This window comes from Gilliamella sp. B3892, assembly GCF_026536305.1.
Classification (GTDB): Bacteria; Pseudomonadota; Gammaproteobacteria; order Enterobacterales; family Orbaceae; genus Gilliamella.
Genome location: NZ_JAFNOK010000005.1, coordinates 37867 through 55125, shown reverse-complemented (window position 1 = coordinate 55125; position 17259 = coordinate 37867). Strand labels below are relative to the sequence as shown.

Below are 17259 nucleotides of genomic sequence, written 5' to 3'. Positions count from 1 at the left end.
ATTTATGAAATTATACCAGATTTTATGTGAAAAATCTTATCATTTTCATCAATCATGTGGCTAATTTGCTCTTCACTGACAGCCGTGATAAAAACTTGTGAATGGGCTGATTTTAAACGTTTTGCCAATAAGTTACGTTTATTTTTATCCAGTTCGGAAGCAAAGTCATCAATCAGGTAAATACATGATTGGTTTGTTTGTTTAGTGTAATACTCACCTTGTGACAAACGTAAGGCACACATTAACAATTTTAATTGGCCTCGTGATAGAAGATCTTCAACCGGTATATTATCAACACGTAATTTGATATCGGCTTTATGTGGACCTAGCGAGGTATAATTAAGCAATTTATCTCGTTCAAATTGTCTTTGTAATATCTCTGCATAATCTACACCATACTCCCAACCTTGATAGTATGAACAGTTAAGTTCATACTCAGGTAGAAAGTCTTTCGTGGTTTTTATAATTTCAGGGAAAATATTTTCAGCATAGTCAGCTCGAATTTCACTTATTTTTTCAGCGATGGGGACTAATTGTTTATCCCAAGGTAACAGTTGATTATAGTTTTGGGATTGTTTTAATAATGCATTACGTTGTTTAAACAGACGTTTCAAATTATTCCAAAGCTGGACAAACTCCGGATAATGATGAAAACACCCCCAATCAAGAAATGAACGTCGATATTTAGGGCCGCCTGTTAACAAATCAAAACCTTCCGGCGTAATGAGCTGAATGGGTAATAATTTTGCTAAATCAGTTAACCGAAAGCCTTCATCGCCATCAATTTTTATCTTGTTTTCATTGTTACGAGCTTTTGCCAATCCTATTGTACGACATTGCTGATTTAATGATTCTAATTGGCTATATAACACCAGCTCTGGTTGTTCGTGTTGTATAATTCGATTTGATTGTATATGCCTAAATGCACGTCCATGACCTAACATGTAAATCGCTTCAAGTAGGCTAGTTTTACCACTACCATTATCACCTACCACATAGTTAAAATGGCGAGATAAAGATAATTGAGCGTGGCTAATGTTACGGAAATGGTGAATATTAATTTGTGCAAGAGTCATAGGATTAAAATACAATCTCCGGCCGAAGCCGGAAGTTGAATAGGCGTATGTTATAAGCGCATTGGCATCACAACATAAGTTGCAGATTGATTATTAATATCTTCAATTTGCACGCTTGATGTTGCATCGGTGAATAGCAGTTGTACGCTATCACATTTCAAAGTATTTAATATATCTAATAAATAGGTCACATTGAAGCCAATTTCAAGCTCTGAGGACTCATATTTTACATCAATGACTTCTTCAGCTTCCTCTTGCTCCGGATTATTAGCAGTAATTTTTATTTGATTATTGTGTACATATAATCGAATCCCACGGAATTTCTCGTTGGATAAAATTGCCACACGAGACAATGCGTTTCTCAGCTCATCACAGGAAACTTCAAGTGGTTTATCGGGGTTACGTGGCAATACACGTTTATAATCAGGAAATCTACCGTCAATCAGCTTAGAGGTAAAAGTAAAATCACCAAGATTGACACGCAGATTATTGTTACCAATTTGCATATTAATCGGATCGTCGCTATCACTTACCAATTTCGCCAGTTCAATAACCCCTTTTCGAGGTAATATCACCGAGCAAGTTTCAGTAATATTTTGCCCAACAGGTTGTGCACAAACTGCTAATCGGTGACCATCGGTGGCAACAGATTTTAATAACCCGTCTTCAATTTCAAATAGCATTCCATTTAAATAATATCGCACATCTTGATTTGCCATTGAAAATTGAACAGCATCGATGAGACGTTTTATCGTTTTTTGTGGAACAGAAATATCAACATCACTTTGCCAATTTTCTAAATTTGGAAAATCACTCGCCGGCAAAGTTGCTAAAGAAAATTTACTCCGACCAGACTGGATTATTAATCGATTATCATCAACACTGATCGAAATCTGAGCATCATTGGGAAGATTACGACAGATATCGAGAAACTTTCTTGCTGGCACTGTTGTTGCACCCGGTTCACATGCTTGTGTTAACGGTAAATGCGCTATCATCTCTATTTCAAGGTCAGTACCTGTCATTGATAATGTATTGTCACTGACTTGTAGTAATAAATTGCCCAAAATGGGTAATGTTGGTCGACTGCTTAGTGGTGCACTAACAAGTTGCAATGGCTTAATCAGTTTTTCTCGTTCTATAATAAATTTCATAGTGTTTATTCTTGTTAAGTTGATAATGTTCGAATTAAATTGGAATAATCCTCTTTAATATCATTGCTTTCTTCTTTTAAATCGGCAATTTTACGGCATGCATGTAGTACCGTGGTATGATCTCTTCCACCAAATCCATCTCCAATTTCAGGGAGGCTTTTATTGGTTAATTCTTTAGCAAGAGCCATTGCCACTTGTCTAGGTCTGGCAACTGAGCGAGAACGGCGTTTAGATAATAAATCTGAAACTTTGATTTTATAATACTCAGCCACCGTTTTTTGAATATTTTCAATAGTAATCAATTTTTCTTGCAAGGCAAGTAAATCTTTTAAAGCATCTTTTACAAAATCAATGGTAATTGATTTACCAGTAAAATTTGCATTCGCTATGACCCGGTTAAGCGCGCCTTCTAATTCACGCACGTTAGAACGTAATCGTTTAGCTATAAAAAAAGCCACTTCTTCTGGTAATTTTATTTTATTCTCTTCTGCTTTTTTCATTAAAATAGCAACGCGAGTTTCAAGTTCTGGCGGTTCAATGGCAATAGTTAATCCCCAGCCAAAGCGTGATTTTAAACGATCTTCAACGCCATTAATTTCTTTCGGGTAACGGTCAGATGTTAAAATAATTTGTTGATTACCTTCTAATAATGAATTAAAGGTATGAAAAAATTCTTCCTGAGAACGTTCTTTATTAGCAAAGAATTGAATATCATCAATGAGTAAAGCATCAACTGAACGGTAATAATTTTTAAACTCTTCAATAGCATTATTTTGCAATGCTTTTACCATATCTTGAACGAAACGTTCTGAATGCATGTAAACAACTTTGGCATTCATTTTTTCATCCATGATTTGATTACCAACTGCATGCAATAAATGGGTTTTTCCTAAACCGGTTGAACCATATAAAAATAGCGGGTTATAAGCTTTCCCCGGATTTTCAGCAACCTGTTTAGCTGCCGCAACGGCAAGTTGGTTTGATTTACCTTCTACAAAGCTACTAAAAGTATGCTTATGGTTAATACCGGAATGATAAGTGTGATTGTTCGTTTCTTTCGTTGTTTTCCATGCCGGAACAATATCGGTTTTAGGTTTGCTTTGTTGAGATTTTTTCTCTAAAGATAAAGTCGATCCAACTTCAAGATATAATTTCAGTGAATCATTATCAAAAAGTTTATTTAATAGTTGAGAAATAGCAGATAGGTATTTATTTTTTACCCAATCTAACACAAATCTATTAGGTGCATAAATATAAAGTTTGTCATCGACCATTTCCGCTTGCAACGGGCGTATCCATAAGTTGAATTCCGTTGTAGGAAGCTCTTCTTGTAATTGAGAAAGACAATCTTGCCAAATAGCGGTAGGCACAGTAACTCCTTTAACTTTATATTACTAACAACGTTGGTAATAATTATAATCTGTTTTGTGGATAAATTATAGATCAAAGGTAAGATATTATTTAGTTGCTAACAACAATAGCGGAACAAAAAACCCGGTGAAAACCGGGTTTTTGAGAAATAAACAAAAATTAATTTGTTGTATTAGTTACTTGAACTTCTTGAACGTTACGTGCTTTAACTTCGATTTCAACACGACGATCTGGTGCTAAACATGCTTTTAATTCAGCGCCACGAAGTGCATTACATTTAGTACCAGTAACTGGTTGAGATTTACCCATACCACGTGCACTGATGATTTCTGCAGGAACGCCTCTAGCAACTAAATATTTCATTACAGAGTGAGCGCGTTGTTCAGATAATTTTTGGTTGTAATGTTCTGAACCGATACGGTCAGTGTGACCAATTACAACGATAGCACTTTGAGATGGATTAATTTTCACTAAAGTAGCTAATAGATTATCTAATGCTTGACGACCTTCTGCTTTTAAGTCAGCTTTAGCGTAAGCAAATAGAACGTCTTCATTTAATACATAACGATTTACTTCAGTTTTGATTTCAACTGGTGCCGCAACAGCAGGAGAAGCTAAACGGTAAGTAATACCTAAGCTAACAGTACCAGCGTCTGGCGATGCGTCAGTTTTAGTATGAATATGTTGAACATATTGGTACTCTAAACGAGTAGAGAAGTTTTCATCAAGACGATAGTCAAGACCTAACGCATAAACTGGAGATACGTCAGTTTTTGTACCGCCACGACCATAAACATCTTTAACATCGCCGCCATTTTTCCATTTAGCGATAGTTACCATTGCACCTGCACGACCGTAGATATCAAAATCATCAGAGATGAATGATAATGGGTAGCTTAATTTACCAGTTAAAGATACGCCTTGTGCATTGATTTTGCTGTTACCAGCAGCATGGCCATTACCTGTACGGTTGTAAGATCTTTTATATTTAGCAGAACCTAACCAGTCGTAACCTAATTCAAATGCTAAGTATGGGTTAGCTTGGAAACCAAGGAATGCACCACCAGCAACATTGCTGCGGTTAGAAGTTTTGATACCAGTATCATCAAATGCACGAACTTTGTTCGCATCTAATCTGTAAAGTTCTGACCAACCTAATTTAGCACCTGTATAAAAAGTGTTATCTTCATATGCTGCATTAGCTGCAGTAGCAGTTAAACTTGCAACAGCAATTGCTAGAGCTAGAGTTGTTTTTTTCATTTTTTGCCTCAACTTATTATGTTGTAATAGACGTTGTTTAATTTGTTTTTATTTAATTATGATACACATAATCTAATATCGATTATAGCACATATAATATACAAATCCATAACAAAAGATACTAATGTGTTAAAAAGATATTATCTTATCGTTAAATTATTTGATTAATTGTAATATAAAAATCGTTAATTGTATTTGCTAACGTATTAGCCATAATGAAAAAATCAGCTTCGAGTCGTTTATCCATTTCATCAGATCCGATATCTTCATTTTCATCTAAAATAGCTGAGTCAAATTTGATTCGCTTCAAAGTTAAATCACTATTAACGATAAAATTAACGCCTCGTTCATCAATGATTTTGATTTTAGATATCCATTTTCCCGATTCAAAGTGAACAAGCATTTCATCACTGGTAATATCTTGATTTTTACAACTGATAATGCCGTTTCCTTCCAGCGGATCTTTTAATTCGGCTTGATCGCCTAATAAAAATGGAGCGAAGTTGAGTTTTTCTTTAACCCAAGTTGTCATTACTTGCTCAAGAGGGGTATCAATAGATAATGGTGTTAGTGCCAACGCCCCTAATTGTTTACGCAAAATGGCTAGAATATCTTCTGCTTGCTTGAAACTACTACAGTCGATAATGATTCGTTTATTATGCGTATCAATCCAAAGCCAATAATGATTATATTTGCTAAATGCTCTGGGCATTAAGTCAATCATCACTTCATCTTTTAGTGTTGCTTTTTCGTTTTTGGTTAATTTTCGACTTAACGCTTGTTCTTGTTTATCTATTTTTTCTAATAATGCTTGTTTGATTACCGGAGCGGGAAGAATCTTAGACTCTTTTTTAATCCGTAGTAGTAAATGCCCCTGCATATCAACAATATAATCTTCATTATTATTATCATTATAAGGAGACACCCAACCAGTTTTAGAGGTATCTAAGTTGCCACATGGCGTGAAAGGTGCGGATTTAAGCGCCTTTTCAATGACAGCTTTATCAAGCAAACTATTACTATTAAGCTGGTAAATAATGGCATTTTTAAACCAAAGCATATTTAACTATTTCCTAAATTTTGGGTGAAATTCATTTTAACATGAAGCGTTTCAAATAAAGGTTTATCAAAAATTAAGTCGTTATCATTTTATTGTTAAAGTTAAATAGAACTAAAATAAAATGATTAAAATTTATAAGATAACCCCATATAAACTGAAGTTAAGATACTATTGTCAACCATTGGGCTATCTGCTGCATCACCGGTTAATTTTTCAATATGGACGCCGCCAAAAGTGGCAATATTATCGGTTAATGTATATTGTGCTACTACTTCCAGATAAGGTGTAAAAGAGCTGTTCGCACTAAAATGATGTAAACCTGATCGGAGCGACTCTTTATTCGACACACCATAGTAATAATTATTATGTTTACTATTAGCCCAACTGACACCAATGGTAGGTGCGATAATTAAATCGCCTTGTATATAAGGTACGGTATAATCAGCATTAAACAAAATGCTATTACTTTCATTAAGCACATCAGCCCCAATACTGGTCGAAAAGCCTCCCCAATCGGTTACGATCGAGTATTCAATTTCAGCCAGTACTGTTGTATGTCGAGTATCAAGTTGTTTGAGTCGATGATTATCTGAATCATGTGGTTTAAATTCATTTGATAAATAGCGGGCACCTAGGGAAATACTTTGGTTATTCTCATTATAAAGATAAAAACCGGCAGATAAATCATCAATAAAAAATAGACCATTATCGTAATCTATATGTGGCACCGGATAAAAACTGGCGCTATAACTTTTATAAGGTGAATTTGACCAACCAACACCGACACCAATTGAAGTGGGATCAGCAAAGGTAAATTGAGTGTAGCCTAGAGTAATGATGGATAATATCGCAATCACACAGCGTTTGTTAGTAAATTTATTGATCCTCATAAACTGACCTATTTATCATCAAATATTATTATGGTTTTGTTAGCTGTGATTTGTCGTCACACAATCTATACATTAAATGTACATTGTAACAATCAATTTTCTTGAATAATAATGCCACATTTTATCGTGTTTGAATATGGATTAGTGAGATAAATTATGAGTAAACCAACTTTAGAAATGATTAATCGTCGTCCTGATGATGCAACACTACTTGCCGACGAAGCAAAATATTGTTCTTTTGGTGATACTGTACACTATGTTGAACCGCCAAAGATTTTTGATGGTTGTGAAGGTAGCTACATGTATGACAAAGAAGGTAAACCTTACCTTGACTTACAAATGTGGTACTCGGCATGTAACTTTGGTTACGCTAATGAGCGTTTAAATAACGTTCTTAAAAAGCAAATTGATACCCTACCACAATGTGCTAGCCAATATTTACACCCAACTAAAATTGAATTAGCTAAAACCATTGCCCAAGGTATGGAACAGCGTTTTGGTTACCAAGGACGAGTCCATTTTAACGTTGGTGGATCACAATGTATTGAAGATTCATTAAAAGTTGTGCGTAATGCAACTGGCGGTAAATCGTTAATGTTTGCTTTCCAAGGTGGTTACCATGGACGTACTTTAGGGGCATCTTCTATTACCTCAAGTTATCGTTATCGTCGTCGTTATGGTCATTTTGGCGATCGTGCAATGTTTGTACCATTCCCTTATCCGTTCCGTCGTCCTAAAGGTATGACAGCAGAAGAATATGGCGAACACTTAGTTGCTGAGTTTGCCCGCCTATTTGAAACAGAGTATCACGGTGTGTGGGATCCGAAAGTAGGACAAGCAGAATACGCAGCATTTTATGCAGAGCCTTTACAAGCAACCGGCGGTTATATTGTTCCACCACGTAACTACTTTAAAGGACTCAAAAAAGTTTTAGATCAATATGGTATCTTATTAGTTGTTGATGAGATCCAAATGGGCTTTTATCGTACAGGTAAACTTTGGTCTATTGAACATTTCGATGTTAAGCCTGATGTTGTGGTGTTTGCTAAAGCATTAACCAATGGTCTAAACCCATTAGGTGGTTTATGGGCTCGTGAAGAGTTGATTAATCCAGAAGTCTTCCCTGTTGGTTCAACGCATTCAACATTTGCCTCAAACCCACTAGGTACGGCTGTTGGTCTTGAAGTGTTAAAAATGACCTCTGAAACTGATTACGAAAAAATGGTTATGGAGAGTGGAGCTTACTTCCTTGAAGGTCTTAAAACACTTGAGAAAAAACATAAAGAAATTGGTGAAGTTGATGGCTTAGGTCTTGCGCTTCGTGCTGAAATTTGTACTGAAGATGGTTTTACAGCTAATAAGGCTTTAGTTGATAAAATGGTTGATATCGGTATGTCAGGCGATCTTGATTGGAAAGGTAACAAAATGGGCTTAGTGCTTGATATTGGTGGTTATTATAAAAACGTCATCACTTTTGCACCGTCTCTACATATTACCCGTCAAGAGATTGATCAAGGTATCGAATTACTTGATCAATTAATTACACGAGCGAAAAAAGAATTTTAATTATAAAATCTGATCATCCCGTCAACATTCGTTGGCGGGAACACAATTTATACCAATCATTAAAAAAATATGAAATATATCAATCAGCTAGAACCTAACGAAATTGTCGAAAATTTTTTATTGCATCCGCCAAAGGATTTTTCGGCATGGATAAATCAAGATGACGTGCCGATGTTTAGTGCTAAGTTTGATTTGTTGACGACTGCTGATGATGATTTTAAACATAAAGTACAAAAATTACCTTTCTACAAAAAATGGCAGCATTGGTTACAACCGAAAACCTGTTTTGTTGGAACAACAGTTTCTGAATATGGATTACTGACTAACAAAGTTACGGCAAAACAGCTGGCAGATGATATAAAAAAAGCTTATACCAAACAATATCCGTTTGTTATTGTTAAAGATCTACCATTAGATTCTCCTTTACTTAGTGAACAAGATAATCAATATTCAACGGCGCTTATTTCTGCTTTAAAAAATTTAGGATTTATTGAAGTTGAAGGGCAGGCTTTGGCTTGGCTAGCTATTGATTTTGATAATATTGATGAAGTTTTCTCGCGTTTTTCTTACAGTCGTCGTAAAAATTTTAGACGTAAATTAAAATCACGGGAAAAACTAGAGATTAATGTTTTAAATAGCGGAGATGACTGTTTTTTTGATCAAGCCGTTTTAGATAAATATTATCAACTTTATCTGAATGTCTATGAACAAAGTGAAATTCATTTTGATCAATTAACCAAACCGTTTTTTATTCAATTATTACAAAGTAAATCAGCACAAGCACGTATTTTTACTTATCATCATAATAATGAATTAATTGGATATAATATCTGTTTTGTTGTCAATAATATGCTGGTCGATAAGTATATTGGTATGGTGTATCCACAAGCTAGAGAACTAAATCTCTATTTTGTTAGTTGGTTTGTCAACCTACAGTACGCTCTTGAACAAGGGTTTAGCCACTATATTGCCGGTTGGACTGATCCTGAAGTGAAAGCATCATTAGGCGCTAATTTTACGCTAACTAAGCATTTAGTTTATATCCGTAACCCATTATTAAGATTCATATTAAGTAAACTGATTGGTCACTTTGAAAGTGACAAGGAGAAAGTAGCATGACATGTCCTGTTATACTTGACTTCGATCAGAGTGTGGGTGAAATAACGCCTGCAACGACTATTGATGTGACAAAATGGCAAGACACTATTCGATTTGGTTGTTCAAAGAAGGCTTTTCGAAAATTTGATGCACAACTTCAACAACTTTTACCGGCACATTATGGAACAGTTTTGCTGGGAAGTGGTGATTATCATCATATTTCACTGTTACTCATTGAGCGTTTAGCTGAGCAATATTCCGCCGACAATCCGATTCAAGTCGTCATTTTTGATAATCATCCGGATAATATGCGTTATTTGTTCGGTATTCATTGTGGTTCATGGGTTAGCTATGTTGCCAGCTTACCCTTTGTTAGCCATGTTCATGTTTTAGGGATCACCTCTAATGATATCGGTCTATCTCATTTTTGGGAAAATAGATGGAAACCACTTTTGCACAAAAAACTGACTTATTGGAGTTTGGATGTCAATGTTAAATGGGCTAAAAAAATTGGTTTAGGTCATGCCTTTCGCCATTTTGATACGCCTGATGATCTGATTGCCGGTTTCTTATCTGAACAGTATCACAGTGCTGAGCCGATCTATCTATCCATTGATAAAGATGCACTAAGTGAGAAAGTCATTCATACCAATTGGGATCAAGGACAACTACAAACCTATCATTTGCTTGATACAATATCATCAATTAAGCAGCGTATTATCGGCAGTGACATTACCGGTGAACTGTCAATTTGGCAACCGGCTAATTGGTTTAAACGTTTGCTTAGTTCGTTAGATAAACAACCCGCCATCTCTCCGGATAAATTAAACGATTGGCAGCAAGAGCAGCATCAGCTTAATTTAACGCTATTAAATGCATTAGCTTAAATAGTAAGGTAACAGCAACAAATAAGTGGCGGCATTGTGATGGTATGCCGCCGACATTATTATCTTTAAGATTTGAATTTAGTGTGAATGGTTATCTTTATTTTGCTTAGCTATCTGACTTTCAGCTAGGGCTAAAAATAAAATTCCCGAAATAATCAGTATGGTGCCAATCAATTTATATAAAGTGATTTGTTCATTAAACAACCAAATCGACGCAATCATTACCGTAACGACTTCAAAATGAGAGGCGGCAAAAGCTGGTCCTACCGGCGCCTTTTTTAATAACGTCATCCAAGTGAAAAACGTTAGTACATACCCGGCAATGGATATATATATCCATGGGTTGGTAAATACTCTTACTAACCATTCAATACTCATTGCCAATGGTTGAGCGTGGATAGCTGTTAATTTAAAGCTACATTGCGCAATAGTGTCAAAAAATAGAAGGACGGTAAAACCAATCAAATAGAATCTAGCCATATTAAGACATCCCAACAAAGATCACACCGGCTGTGATTAGTAACATACCAATGATGCGATAAAACGTGAGTAATTCTTTAAACAGCACTCGACCGACTAACATTATGGTAATAATATTAAACGAGGCAAGCAGTACACCTTGTGATAATGGCACTAAGGTCAAAAATGCTAGCCACAATAAAAATTCTGCAACATACGAGACGATACCGATCCAAATCCAATGATTTTTAGCCAAATCAATCCAATAATACCAACCATCTCGATTGTTTGGCGATATCGCTGCATATTTAAAGGCAACTTGCCCCAAAGTATCAAAACAGATATTGCTGACCCAAAGGAAGATAACTAAAGGTGTCATTATGCTGTTGTTCCTTGCGCAATTTCATTGAAAAATGAAGCACATTCTTTGATAACTTCACGGCGCTGGCTATCGATAGTAATTAAGTGATAACTATCATTGAGTACAACTAATTTTGTAGATCCCGATACCTTTTTTTCAACCAATCTGGCATTAGTATCAATATTGGCAATATCATCATTGCCTGAGTGCATAATCAAACAAGGTGATGTAACTTTAGGCAGTGCTTGACGTACATTTTTAGCTAATAATTGCATTTCTGCTAATGCCGGAAAAGGATTGCCTGCAAGTCCTGCTGATGCCGCATCACCACTTAGCATACTTTCTGAAACTACCGCACGAATTCTTTCATCTTTCAGACCGTAAGGCGGTTTTTCGATAAAAGAGACTTTTTGAAAGAGGCCGAATTTTTTTAAATAGACCAACAAAAAGAAGAATTTTTTTGCCCAAAAAGGCATACTCCAACCGTCATAATAAAATGTTGGAGCCAACACGCCAACACCTTTAATTTGGTTTGGTCTATCAGCGGCAAGTTTAAGTGCCAGCAGTGCGCCCATGGATAATCCTGCTACAAATAGGTTATCTACGTGTTGAGCCAAATAATCTGCGCCATCTTGCACGCTTTTATACCAATCTTGCCATGTTGTTTTACAAAGATCTTCTTCGGTACCACAGTGGCCAGCTAATTGAACGGCATAAACTGTGAATCCTGCTTTATGTAAACCATTAGCTAATATTCGCATCTCATTAGGTGTGCCGGTTAATCCATGAATTAAAAGCACGCCATTTTTATTGCCTGGTAAAAAATAAGATAAATCTTCAATTGTACTCATTATTGTTCCTGTATCATTTTACCATCATAACTGGGATAAGCGCTTGCTGAGACTGTTTTAACGCTTCAGTTACATCAGCAAAACTTTTAATAGCACAGTGCTCAATGTTATTGTTTTCACAATATTGAATAAGTTTGTCTTTGGCAAAAACTAAATCCACATGATGAGACACACAATAGTCAGATGTTCCGTCGCCAACATACAGAATTTGTGGAAAATATTGCTGTTTTTTGACATGATTACATTTGCAATTACCACTTTGTTTGATACAGTCCTTATTTGCATAAGGAAATTCTAAACGCCAGCTTCGCTCATTATCATGCAATAATTTATTGGCAAAAATCGGTAAATTCTCAATACCGTGGCGTTTTAACACAAATTCGATTGCATAATCTAAGCCGTCACTGACAATATGCACCGGAATGTTATTTTTTTCGGTATAATCAACAAAGGATTTAAACGCCGGATCAATTTCAATTTGCGACAAAACTTCGTTAAGCTCTTCTAAACTGGCATCCATTAGTGCGATCTGTTTACTCATACACTCTTGTGAACCAATTTTGCCACTAACCCATAGTTCTTCAAGCTCATCACAGCCATCTTGACCAAAATGGCTTAGCAAAGTATCAGTGACATCTTTAACACTGATTGTGCCATCGAAATCACACAATACAATCGGAGTTCGATGTTGTGCATAAGCTGGAGAAAAAAGATGATTTGCAATTGATGAAAAATTATTCATGTTTAAAATAAAAATAGCCTATTTAAATATATTGGCGCAAATTTTCTCATAGAGTTGCATTAAACTTTGTAGCCTCTTTGTATATATTTTGTAACGAGCAGAAAATTGCCTGTATAATAGAGTCTCTCTAAGTACAAGCTACGGTAATGAGAAAGACTAATGAGTGAACATATATTAATCATCGAAGATGACGAAAAGCTAGCCAATTTAATTCAAGTTTATCTAATTCGACAAGGGTATCTTGTTGATTGGCATAATAGTGGTAAAGGTGCTGAAGAAAAAATCCAGGAAATCAATCCCGACTTGGTCATTTTAGATGTGATGTTACCCGAAAAGTCTGGCTTTGATATCTGCCGAGATATACGAACATGGTTTACCAATTATATTTTGATCATGACAGCTAGCGAAGATAATATCGATGAAATTGTCGGTTTAGAGTTAGGTGCTGATGATTATCTGGCAAAACCGATTGAGCCAAGATTACTGCTGGCTCGTATTCGAGCATTACTGCGTCGCAAACAAATTGAATCTGATAAAGAGAGCGCAAAAGATCAAGTTATCACATTAAACAATAAATCTATAATCTTTGATAATCTGATTATTGACGGTGAAAATCGCAAAGTACTACTCGATAATCAAGAGATCGATCTGACTACAGCAGAATTTGATCTACTTTGGTTATTAGCCAGCAATGCCGGCAAAATCTTGTCGCGCGATGATATTTTTTCGCAAGTCAGAGGAATCGATTTTGATGGTAGTGACCGATCGATTGATGCACGTATTTCAAGATTACGTCGCAAACTGCTTGATGATCCGGATAACCCGTCACGAATCAAAACTGTTCGGGGTAAAGGTTATTTATTTATGCGAGAGGGAGATAATCATTGAGACAACTATTAGCTAAACCGCTATTTTTCAATCGTCGTATCGTATTTTATCTTATTATCTTACTTTCATTACAATGTATCATTGCCTATGGTGCATTATTAGTTTTCGACTCATTGCCTTCATCATTAACTGATATGCCCGATGACCATGTTGTGTTTCGTGAATCACAGCGTGGTACCGTTAACTTGATTCGCAAACAAATTGATGAAAACAAAGATAAACCTCTGCAAGAAGTGGTAAACGAATTACAGCCCTATTTTGGTTATCCAATAAAAGTGTTATCGGCCAAAACGCCATTACCTCATTCGATAAAAAAAGAATTAGAGCAACTCGATTTTGCTTATGATGGCGACAAAGAGGTGGTGTATATGGATCTCAATAATGGCAATATACTCCAATTGGGGCCAATTTTAATGCGTGATATTTTAGAATCAAATACCATGTCATTAAGTGTCTTTCTTATTATTTGGGCGCTGTTTAGCGCAATTGTCTTTTTTATTTTAATCTATTTTGCTTTTAGCGCAGTATGGAAAGATTTAGTCCATATTAGACAAACCGCTGAGCAACTCGGACAAGGTAACTTAAAGGCTAGAACTCATAATGTTAAAGGCTGGTTGTTTAAACCACTCGCCAATGTTCTCAATAACATGGGAACCCATATCGAACATTTAGTGAGTACCAATCAAACCATTTCTCATGCTATGGCGCATGAGCTAAGAACACCTTTGGCACGAATGCGTTTTGAATTAAGTATGCTTGAAGAAAGTGATAATGAGCAGGAAAAGCGACAGCTTCAAAAAGGGATAAGTGATGATATTAATGAACTTGAAACGCTGATTAATGCCAGCTTAAGTTACTTTAAGATGCATCAAAATAATATCGAATTAAATTATACAACTGTCTCGTTAAAACAGTTAGGCGAAAAGATTTGCCAGTCGCTAGAATTATTTAAACCGCAAGGTTTTGAATTAGTCTGTAATTGCCAAGATGCACGGGCTAGCGTTGATATAAACCTTGTTGAAACGATTGTTAAAAATTTATTACTCAATGCGTTTAAGTATGCAGCGCATAAAGCGGTATTAAATATATCTAAACAAGAAAATAGAGTCATTTTTGAAATTGATGACGACGGTGCCGGGATCCCATTTGATGCTCGTGAAAAAATCTTTATGCCATTTGCCAGACTCGATACCAGTCGAACTCGTTCAACGGGTGGATATGGTCTTGGGTTAGCTTATGTAAAATTAATGGCAGAATTTCATGGTGGTAAAGCCTTTGTCGTCACCAGCCCGCTGGGTGGTGCCAGATTTGTTGTTTCTTTAAAATCGGGTGATGAGTAAGCTATCGTTATTGTCATGAGTCTAAAATAGCTCATCAACCAAACCGAATTAAAATAGTGATTTGCTGACTATTTTGTGGGCTTATTGACAAATAAAAACGCAAAATTAAATAGTGTTTTTTATTATCGCCAGCTATCAACTCAGTTAGGATTGCAGCGATGCGCTTTGTCGAAAAACGTCACTCATATGCGATTGTTATCGCTTAATAACACTCAATCGTTTTGAGTAAAAATAGCCAGTTACGCACAATTAAAAGTATGATCAACAATATTTAAAAATGATGCATTAGATATTATTCTTGGCAAGAAGTTTCAGAAAATGGGGGTGTTTAAGCAAAAAATATTTGAGCGAATTTAAATACCCGGTTTTCCCATTTCAGAAAAACAAAAAATTTGTTATATTCTTTGGTCAAAATGATAAAGATGACAAAACTAAGTTTAAATTCGTCATTAGTAAACAAATAATCAGAGGTTTTTTATGAGCGGTTCACTACCGACAGAGACTGAAACTCGTCCAACTAACTTTATACGTCAAATTATTGATGCCGATCTGGCTGCTGGAAAATATAAAACCACGCATACCCGTTTTCCGCCTGAACCGAATGGTTATTTACATATCGGTCATGCTAAATCAATCTGCTTAAATTTTGGCATAGCCCAAGATTATCAGGGTAAATGTAATTTACGTTTTGATGATACCAACCCGGCTAAAGAAGATATTGAATATGTTGAATCTATCAAAGAAGATGTACGTTGGTTAGGCTTCCAGTGGGACGGTGAAATCTGTTACTCATCTGATTATTTTGATCGACTTTATGAGTATGCCATTGAGCTAATAAATAAGGGGCTTGCTTACGTAGATGAACTTTCAGCCGATGAGATTCGTCAGTATCGCGGTACGCTTACTGAGCCGGGTAAAAATAGCCCATACCGTGACCGAAGCATCGATGAAAATTTAGCGCTATTTATTCAAATGAAAGAAGGCAAATTTGCTGAAGGGAAAGCTTGCCTAAGAGCCAAAATTGATATGGCTTCGCCGTTTATTGTGATGCGTGATCCGGTGCTCTATCGAATTAAATTTGCTGAACATCATCAAACCGGTAATAAATGGTGTATCTATCCAATGTATGATTTCACTCACTGTATTTCTGATGCGATTGAAAATATCACTCACTCACTTTGTACACTTGAGTTTCAAGACAATCGTCGCTTATATGATTGGGTATTAGATAATATTACAATTGAAGCTCGACCTCATCAATATGAGTTCTCACGATTAAATTTAGAGTACGCAATTACTTCAAAACGTAAATTAACTCAATTGGTATCAGAAAAAATAGTTGATGGCTGGAATGATCCTCGTATGCCTACGGTATCGGGTCTTCGTCGTCGTGGTTATACACCTGCATCGATTCGAGAGTTTTGTCGTCGTATAGGGGTCACTAAACAAGAAAATACTGTCGAAATGAGTACATTAGAATTTTGTATACGTGAAGACCTTAACGAAAATGCTCCTAGAGCAATGGCAGTCCTTGATCCGGTTAAGGTTGTTATTGAAAACTTCTCCGATACTATTGATGAAGTCCTTAGCTGCCCAAATCACCCTAATCGTCCTGAATTAGGTAACCGAGAAGTGACATTTACTCGTGAAATCTATATTGATCGTGCCGATTTTAGAGAAGAAGCAAACAAAAATTACAAACGCTTAGTGTTAGGTAAGGAAGTGCGTTTACGTAATGCCTATGTCATTCGGGCTGATCGAGTTGAAAAAGATGCGCAAGGCAATATTCAAACTATTTTTTGTAGTTATGATCCCGATACCTTAAACAAAAATCCGCAAGACGGCCGTAAAATTAAAGGGGTTATTCATTGGGTGTCAGCTAAATTTGCTAAACCGGCTGAAATCCGTCTATATGATCGCTTATTTAATACGCCAAATCCGGGAGCTGCGGAAGATTTCTTATCCACTATTAACCCAGCTTCTTTAGAAGTCAAACAAGGCTTTGTTGAGCCAAACTTACAAAATGCTAAAGTTGGTCAAGCATATCAATTTGAACGTGAAGGTTACTTTTGTTTAGACAGTAAATATGCAACTGAAGATCATTTAGTCTTTAATCGAACAGTAGGTTTGAGAGATAGCTCTAACGTAGCATAATTTATAATCATTGCCGACCGATGTCGGCAATTTTTCTTTTTTCAATTTTTCTTTTTCAATTTTTTATTAAACAAATTTAAAAAAATTTTGTTTGAGATAAAA

16 protein-coding genes are annotated in these 17259 nt (G+C 35.9%); 6 read left to right on the top strand and 10 right to left on the bottom strand.

The window, feature by feature from the left end; genetic code table 11:
- Nucleotides 1-2: 2 nt before the first annotated feature.
- The 6 genes from recF to J3U74_RS06640 all read right to left on the bottom strand — a co-directional run bounded on the left by recF (nt 3) and on the right by J3U74_RS06640 (nt 6811).
- Nucleotides 3-1076 (bottom strand): DNA replication/repair protein RecF, encoded by a 1074-nt coding sequence (recF, locus tag J3U74_RS06665; RefSeq protein ID WP_220218706.1) that lies wholly within the window; start codon nt 1074-1076, stop codon nt 3-5.
- 50 nt (nt 1077-1126) lie between these two features.
- Nucleotides 1127-2230 carry a DNA polymerase III subunit beta gene (gene dnaN / locus J3U74_RS06660; RefSeq protein ID WP_220218707.1) on the bottom strand — a complete coding sequence of 368 codons (1104 nt, stop codon included), beginning with the start codon at nt 2228-2230 and terminating at the stop codon, nt 1127-1129.
- A 14-nt stretch (nt 2231-2244) separates the two neighbouring features.
- The gene (gene dnaA, locus J3U74_RS06655) at nt 2245-3600 is read right to left on the bottom strand and encodes a chromosomal replication initiator protein DnaA (RefSeq protein WP_220218708.1); all 1356 of its coding nucleotides are present in this window, start codon (nt 3598-3600) and stop codon (nt 2245-2247) included.
- 160 nt (nt 3601-3760) lie between these two features.
- Nucleotides 3761-4861 carry a porin OmpA gene (gene ompA, locus J3U74_RS06650; protein ID WP_220218709.1) on the bottom strand — a complete coding sequence of 367 codons (1101 nt, stop codon included), beginning with the start codon at nt 4859-4861 and terminating at the stop codon, nt 3761-3763.
- A gap of 151 nt (nt 4862-5012) precedes the next feature.
- On the bottom strand, nt 5013-5921 hold the full coding sequence (locus J3U74_RS06645) for a recombination-associated protein RdgC (RefSeq protein ID WP_267329468.1): 909 nt from the start codon (nt 5919-5921) through the stop codon (nt 5013-5015).
- 125 nt (nt 5922-6046) lie between these two features.
- On the bottom strand, nt 6047-6811 hold the full coding sequence (locus J3U74_RS06640) for a MipA/OmpV family protein (RefSeq protein WP_220218711.1): 765 nt from the start codon (nt 6809-6811) through the stop codon (nt 6047-6049).
- Between the two features lie 156 nt (nt 6812-6967).
- Between J3U74_RS06640 and J3U74_RS06635 the strand changes: the two genes are divergently transcribed.
- The 3 genes from J3U74_RS06635 (at nt 6968) to J3U74_RS06625 (ending at nt 10362) form a co-directional block, all read left to right on the top strand.
- Nucleotides 6968-8377: an aspartate aminotransferase family protein gene (locus J3U74_RS06635; protein WP_267329469.1), complete on the top strand. Its 1410-nt coding sequence runs from the start codon at nt 6968-6970 to the stop codon at nt 8375-8377.
- 69 nt (nt 8378-8446) lie between these two features.
- A complete protein-coding gene (locus tag J3U74_RS06630; RefSeq protein WP_267329470.1) occupies nt 8447-9496 on the top strand; it encodes a GNAT family N-acetyltransferase in 1050 nt (349 codons plus the stop codon).
- On the top strand, nt 9493-10362 hold the full coding sequence (locus tag J3U74_RS06625; RefSeq protein WP_267329471.1) for an arginase family protein: 870 nt from the start codon (nt 9493-9495) through the stop codon (nt 10360-10362). Before J3U74_RS06630 ends, J3U74_RS06625 begins: the two co-directional genes overlap by 4 nt.
- A gap of 78 nt (nt 10363-10440) precedes the next feature.
- On the opposite strand, the gene J3U74_RS06620 is transcribed toward J3U74_RS06625, so the two are convergent.
- The 4 genes from J3U74_RS06620 to J3U74_RS06605 are packed head-to-tail and all read right to left on the bottom strand — an operon-like array spanning nt 10441 to nt 12775.
- Nucleotides 10441-10842, bottom strand: coding sequence for a DMT family transporter (locus J3U74_RS06620; protein WP_220218715.1), 402 nt, complete (start codon nt 10840-10842; stop codon nt 10441-10443).
- Nucleotide 10843: 1 nt separating this feature from the next.
- Complete coding sequence (locus tag J3U74_RS06615) at nt 10844-11200, bottom strand: EamA family transporter (protein ID WP_220218716.1); 357 nt, start codon at nt 11198-11200, stop codon at nt 10844-10846.
- Complete coding sequence (locus J3U74_RS06610) at nt 11200-12033, bottom strand: alpha/beta hydrolase (protein WP_267329472.1); 834 nt, start codon at nt 12031-12033, stop codon at nt 11200-11202. Before J3U74_RS06610 ends, J3U74_RS06615 begins: the two co-directional genes overlap by 1 nt.
- 13 nt (nt 12034-12046) lie before the next feature.
- The gene (locus J3U74_RS06605; RefSeq protein WP_220218718.1) at nt 12047-12775 is read right to left on the bottom strand and encodes an MtnX-like HAD-IB family phosphatase; all 729 of its coding nucleotides are present in this window, start codon (nt 12773-12775) and stop codon (nt 12047-12049) included.
- 159 nt (nt 12776-12934) lie between these two features.
- Here J3U74_RS06605 and J3U74_RS06600 point away from each other — a divergent pair, with 159 nt between their 5' ends.
- The 3 genes from J3U74_RS06600 (at nt 12935) to glnS (ending at nt 17157) form a co-directional block, all read left to right on the top strand.
- Nucleotides 12935-13663: a winged helix-turn-helix domain-containing protein gene (locus tag J3U74_RS06600; protein ID WP_267329473.1), complete on the top strand. Its 729-nt coding sequence runs from the start codon at nt 12935-12937 to the stop codon at nt 13661-13663.
- Nucleotides 13660-15003 (top strand): ATP-binding protein, encoded by a 1344-nt coding sequence (locus J3U74_RS06595; RefSeq protein WP_267329474.1) that lies wholly within the window; start codon nt 13660-13662, stop codon nt 15001-15003. Before J3U74_RS06600 ends, J3U74_RS06595 begins: the two co-directional genes overlap by 4 nt.
- Nucleotides 15004-15480: 477 nt before the next feature.
- Nucleotides 15481-17157, top strand: coding sequence for a glutamine--tRNA ligase (gene glnS, locus J3U74_RS06590; protein WP_267329475.1), 1677 nt, complete (start codon nt 15481-15483; stop codon nt 17155-17157).
- Nucleotides 17158-17259: the final 102 nt, after the last annotated feature.

What these genes read in the sequence shown, in the direction of transcription:
- J3U74_RS06630 (WP_267329470.1), top strand. Translation starts at nt 8,447, where the DNA reads ATGAAATATATCAATCAGCTAGAACCTAACGAAATTGTCGAAAATTTT.
- ompA (WP_220218709.1), bottom strand. Translation starts at nt 4,861, where the DNA reads ATGAAAAAAACAACTCTAGCTCTAGCAATTGCTGTTGCAAGTTTAACT.
- J3U74_RS06635 (WP_267329469.1), top strand. Translation starts at nt 6,968, where the DNA reads ATGAGTAAACCAACTTTAGAAATGATTAATCGTCGTCCTGATGATGCA.
- recF (WP_220218706.1), bottom strand. Translation starts at nt 1,076, where the DNA reads ATGACTCTTGCACAAATTAATATTCACCATTTCCGTAACATTAGCCAC.
- J3U74_RS06625 (WP_267329471.1), top strand. Translation starts at nt 9,493, where the DNA reads ATGACATGTCCTGTTATACTTGACTTCGATCAGAGTGTGGGTGAAATA.
- J3U74_RS06610 (WP_267329472.1), bottom strand. Translation starts at nt 12,033, where the DNA reads ATGAGTACAATTGAAGATTTATCTTATTTTTTACCAGGCAATAAAAAT.
- J3U74_RS06620 (WP_220218715.1), bottom strand. Translation starts at nt 10,842, where the DNA reads ATGGCTAGATTCTATTTGATTGGTTTTACCGTCCTTCTATTTTTTGAC.
- dnaN (WP_220218707.1), bottom strand. Translation starts at nt 2,230, where the DNA reads ATGAAATTTATTATAGAACGAGAAAAACTGATTAAGCCATTGCAACTT.
- J3U74_RS06605 (WP_220218718.1), bottom strand. Translation starts at nt 12,775, where the DNA reads ATGAATAATTTTTCATCAATTGCAAATCATCTTTTTTCTCCAGCTTAT.
- glnS (WP_267329475.1), top strand. Translation starts at nt 15,481, where the DNA reads ATGAGCGGTTCACTACCGACAGAGACTGAAACTCGTCCAACTAACTTT.
- J3U74_RS06640 (WP_220218711.1), bottom strand. Translation starts at nt 6,811, where the DNA reads ATGAGGATCAATAAATTTACTAACAAACGCTGTGTGATTGCGATATTA.
- J3U74_RS06645 (WP_267329468.1), bottom strand. Translation starts at nt 5,921, where the DNA reads ATGCTTTGGTTTAAAAATGCCATTATTTACCAGCTTAATAGTAATAGT.
- J3U74_RS06615 (WP_220218716.1), bottom strand. Translation starts at nt 11,200, where the DNA reads ATGACACCTTTAGTTATCTTCCTTTGGGTCAGCAATATCTGTTTTGAT.
- J3U74_RS06600 (WP_267329473.1), top strand. Translation starts at nt 12,935, where the DNA reads ATGAGTGAACATATATTAATCATCGAAGATGACGAAAAGCTAGCCAAT.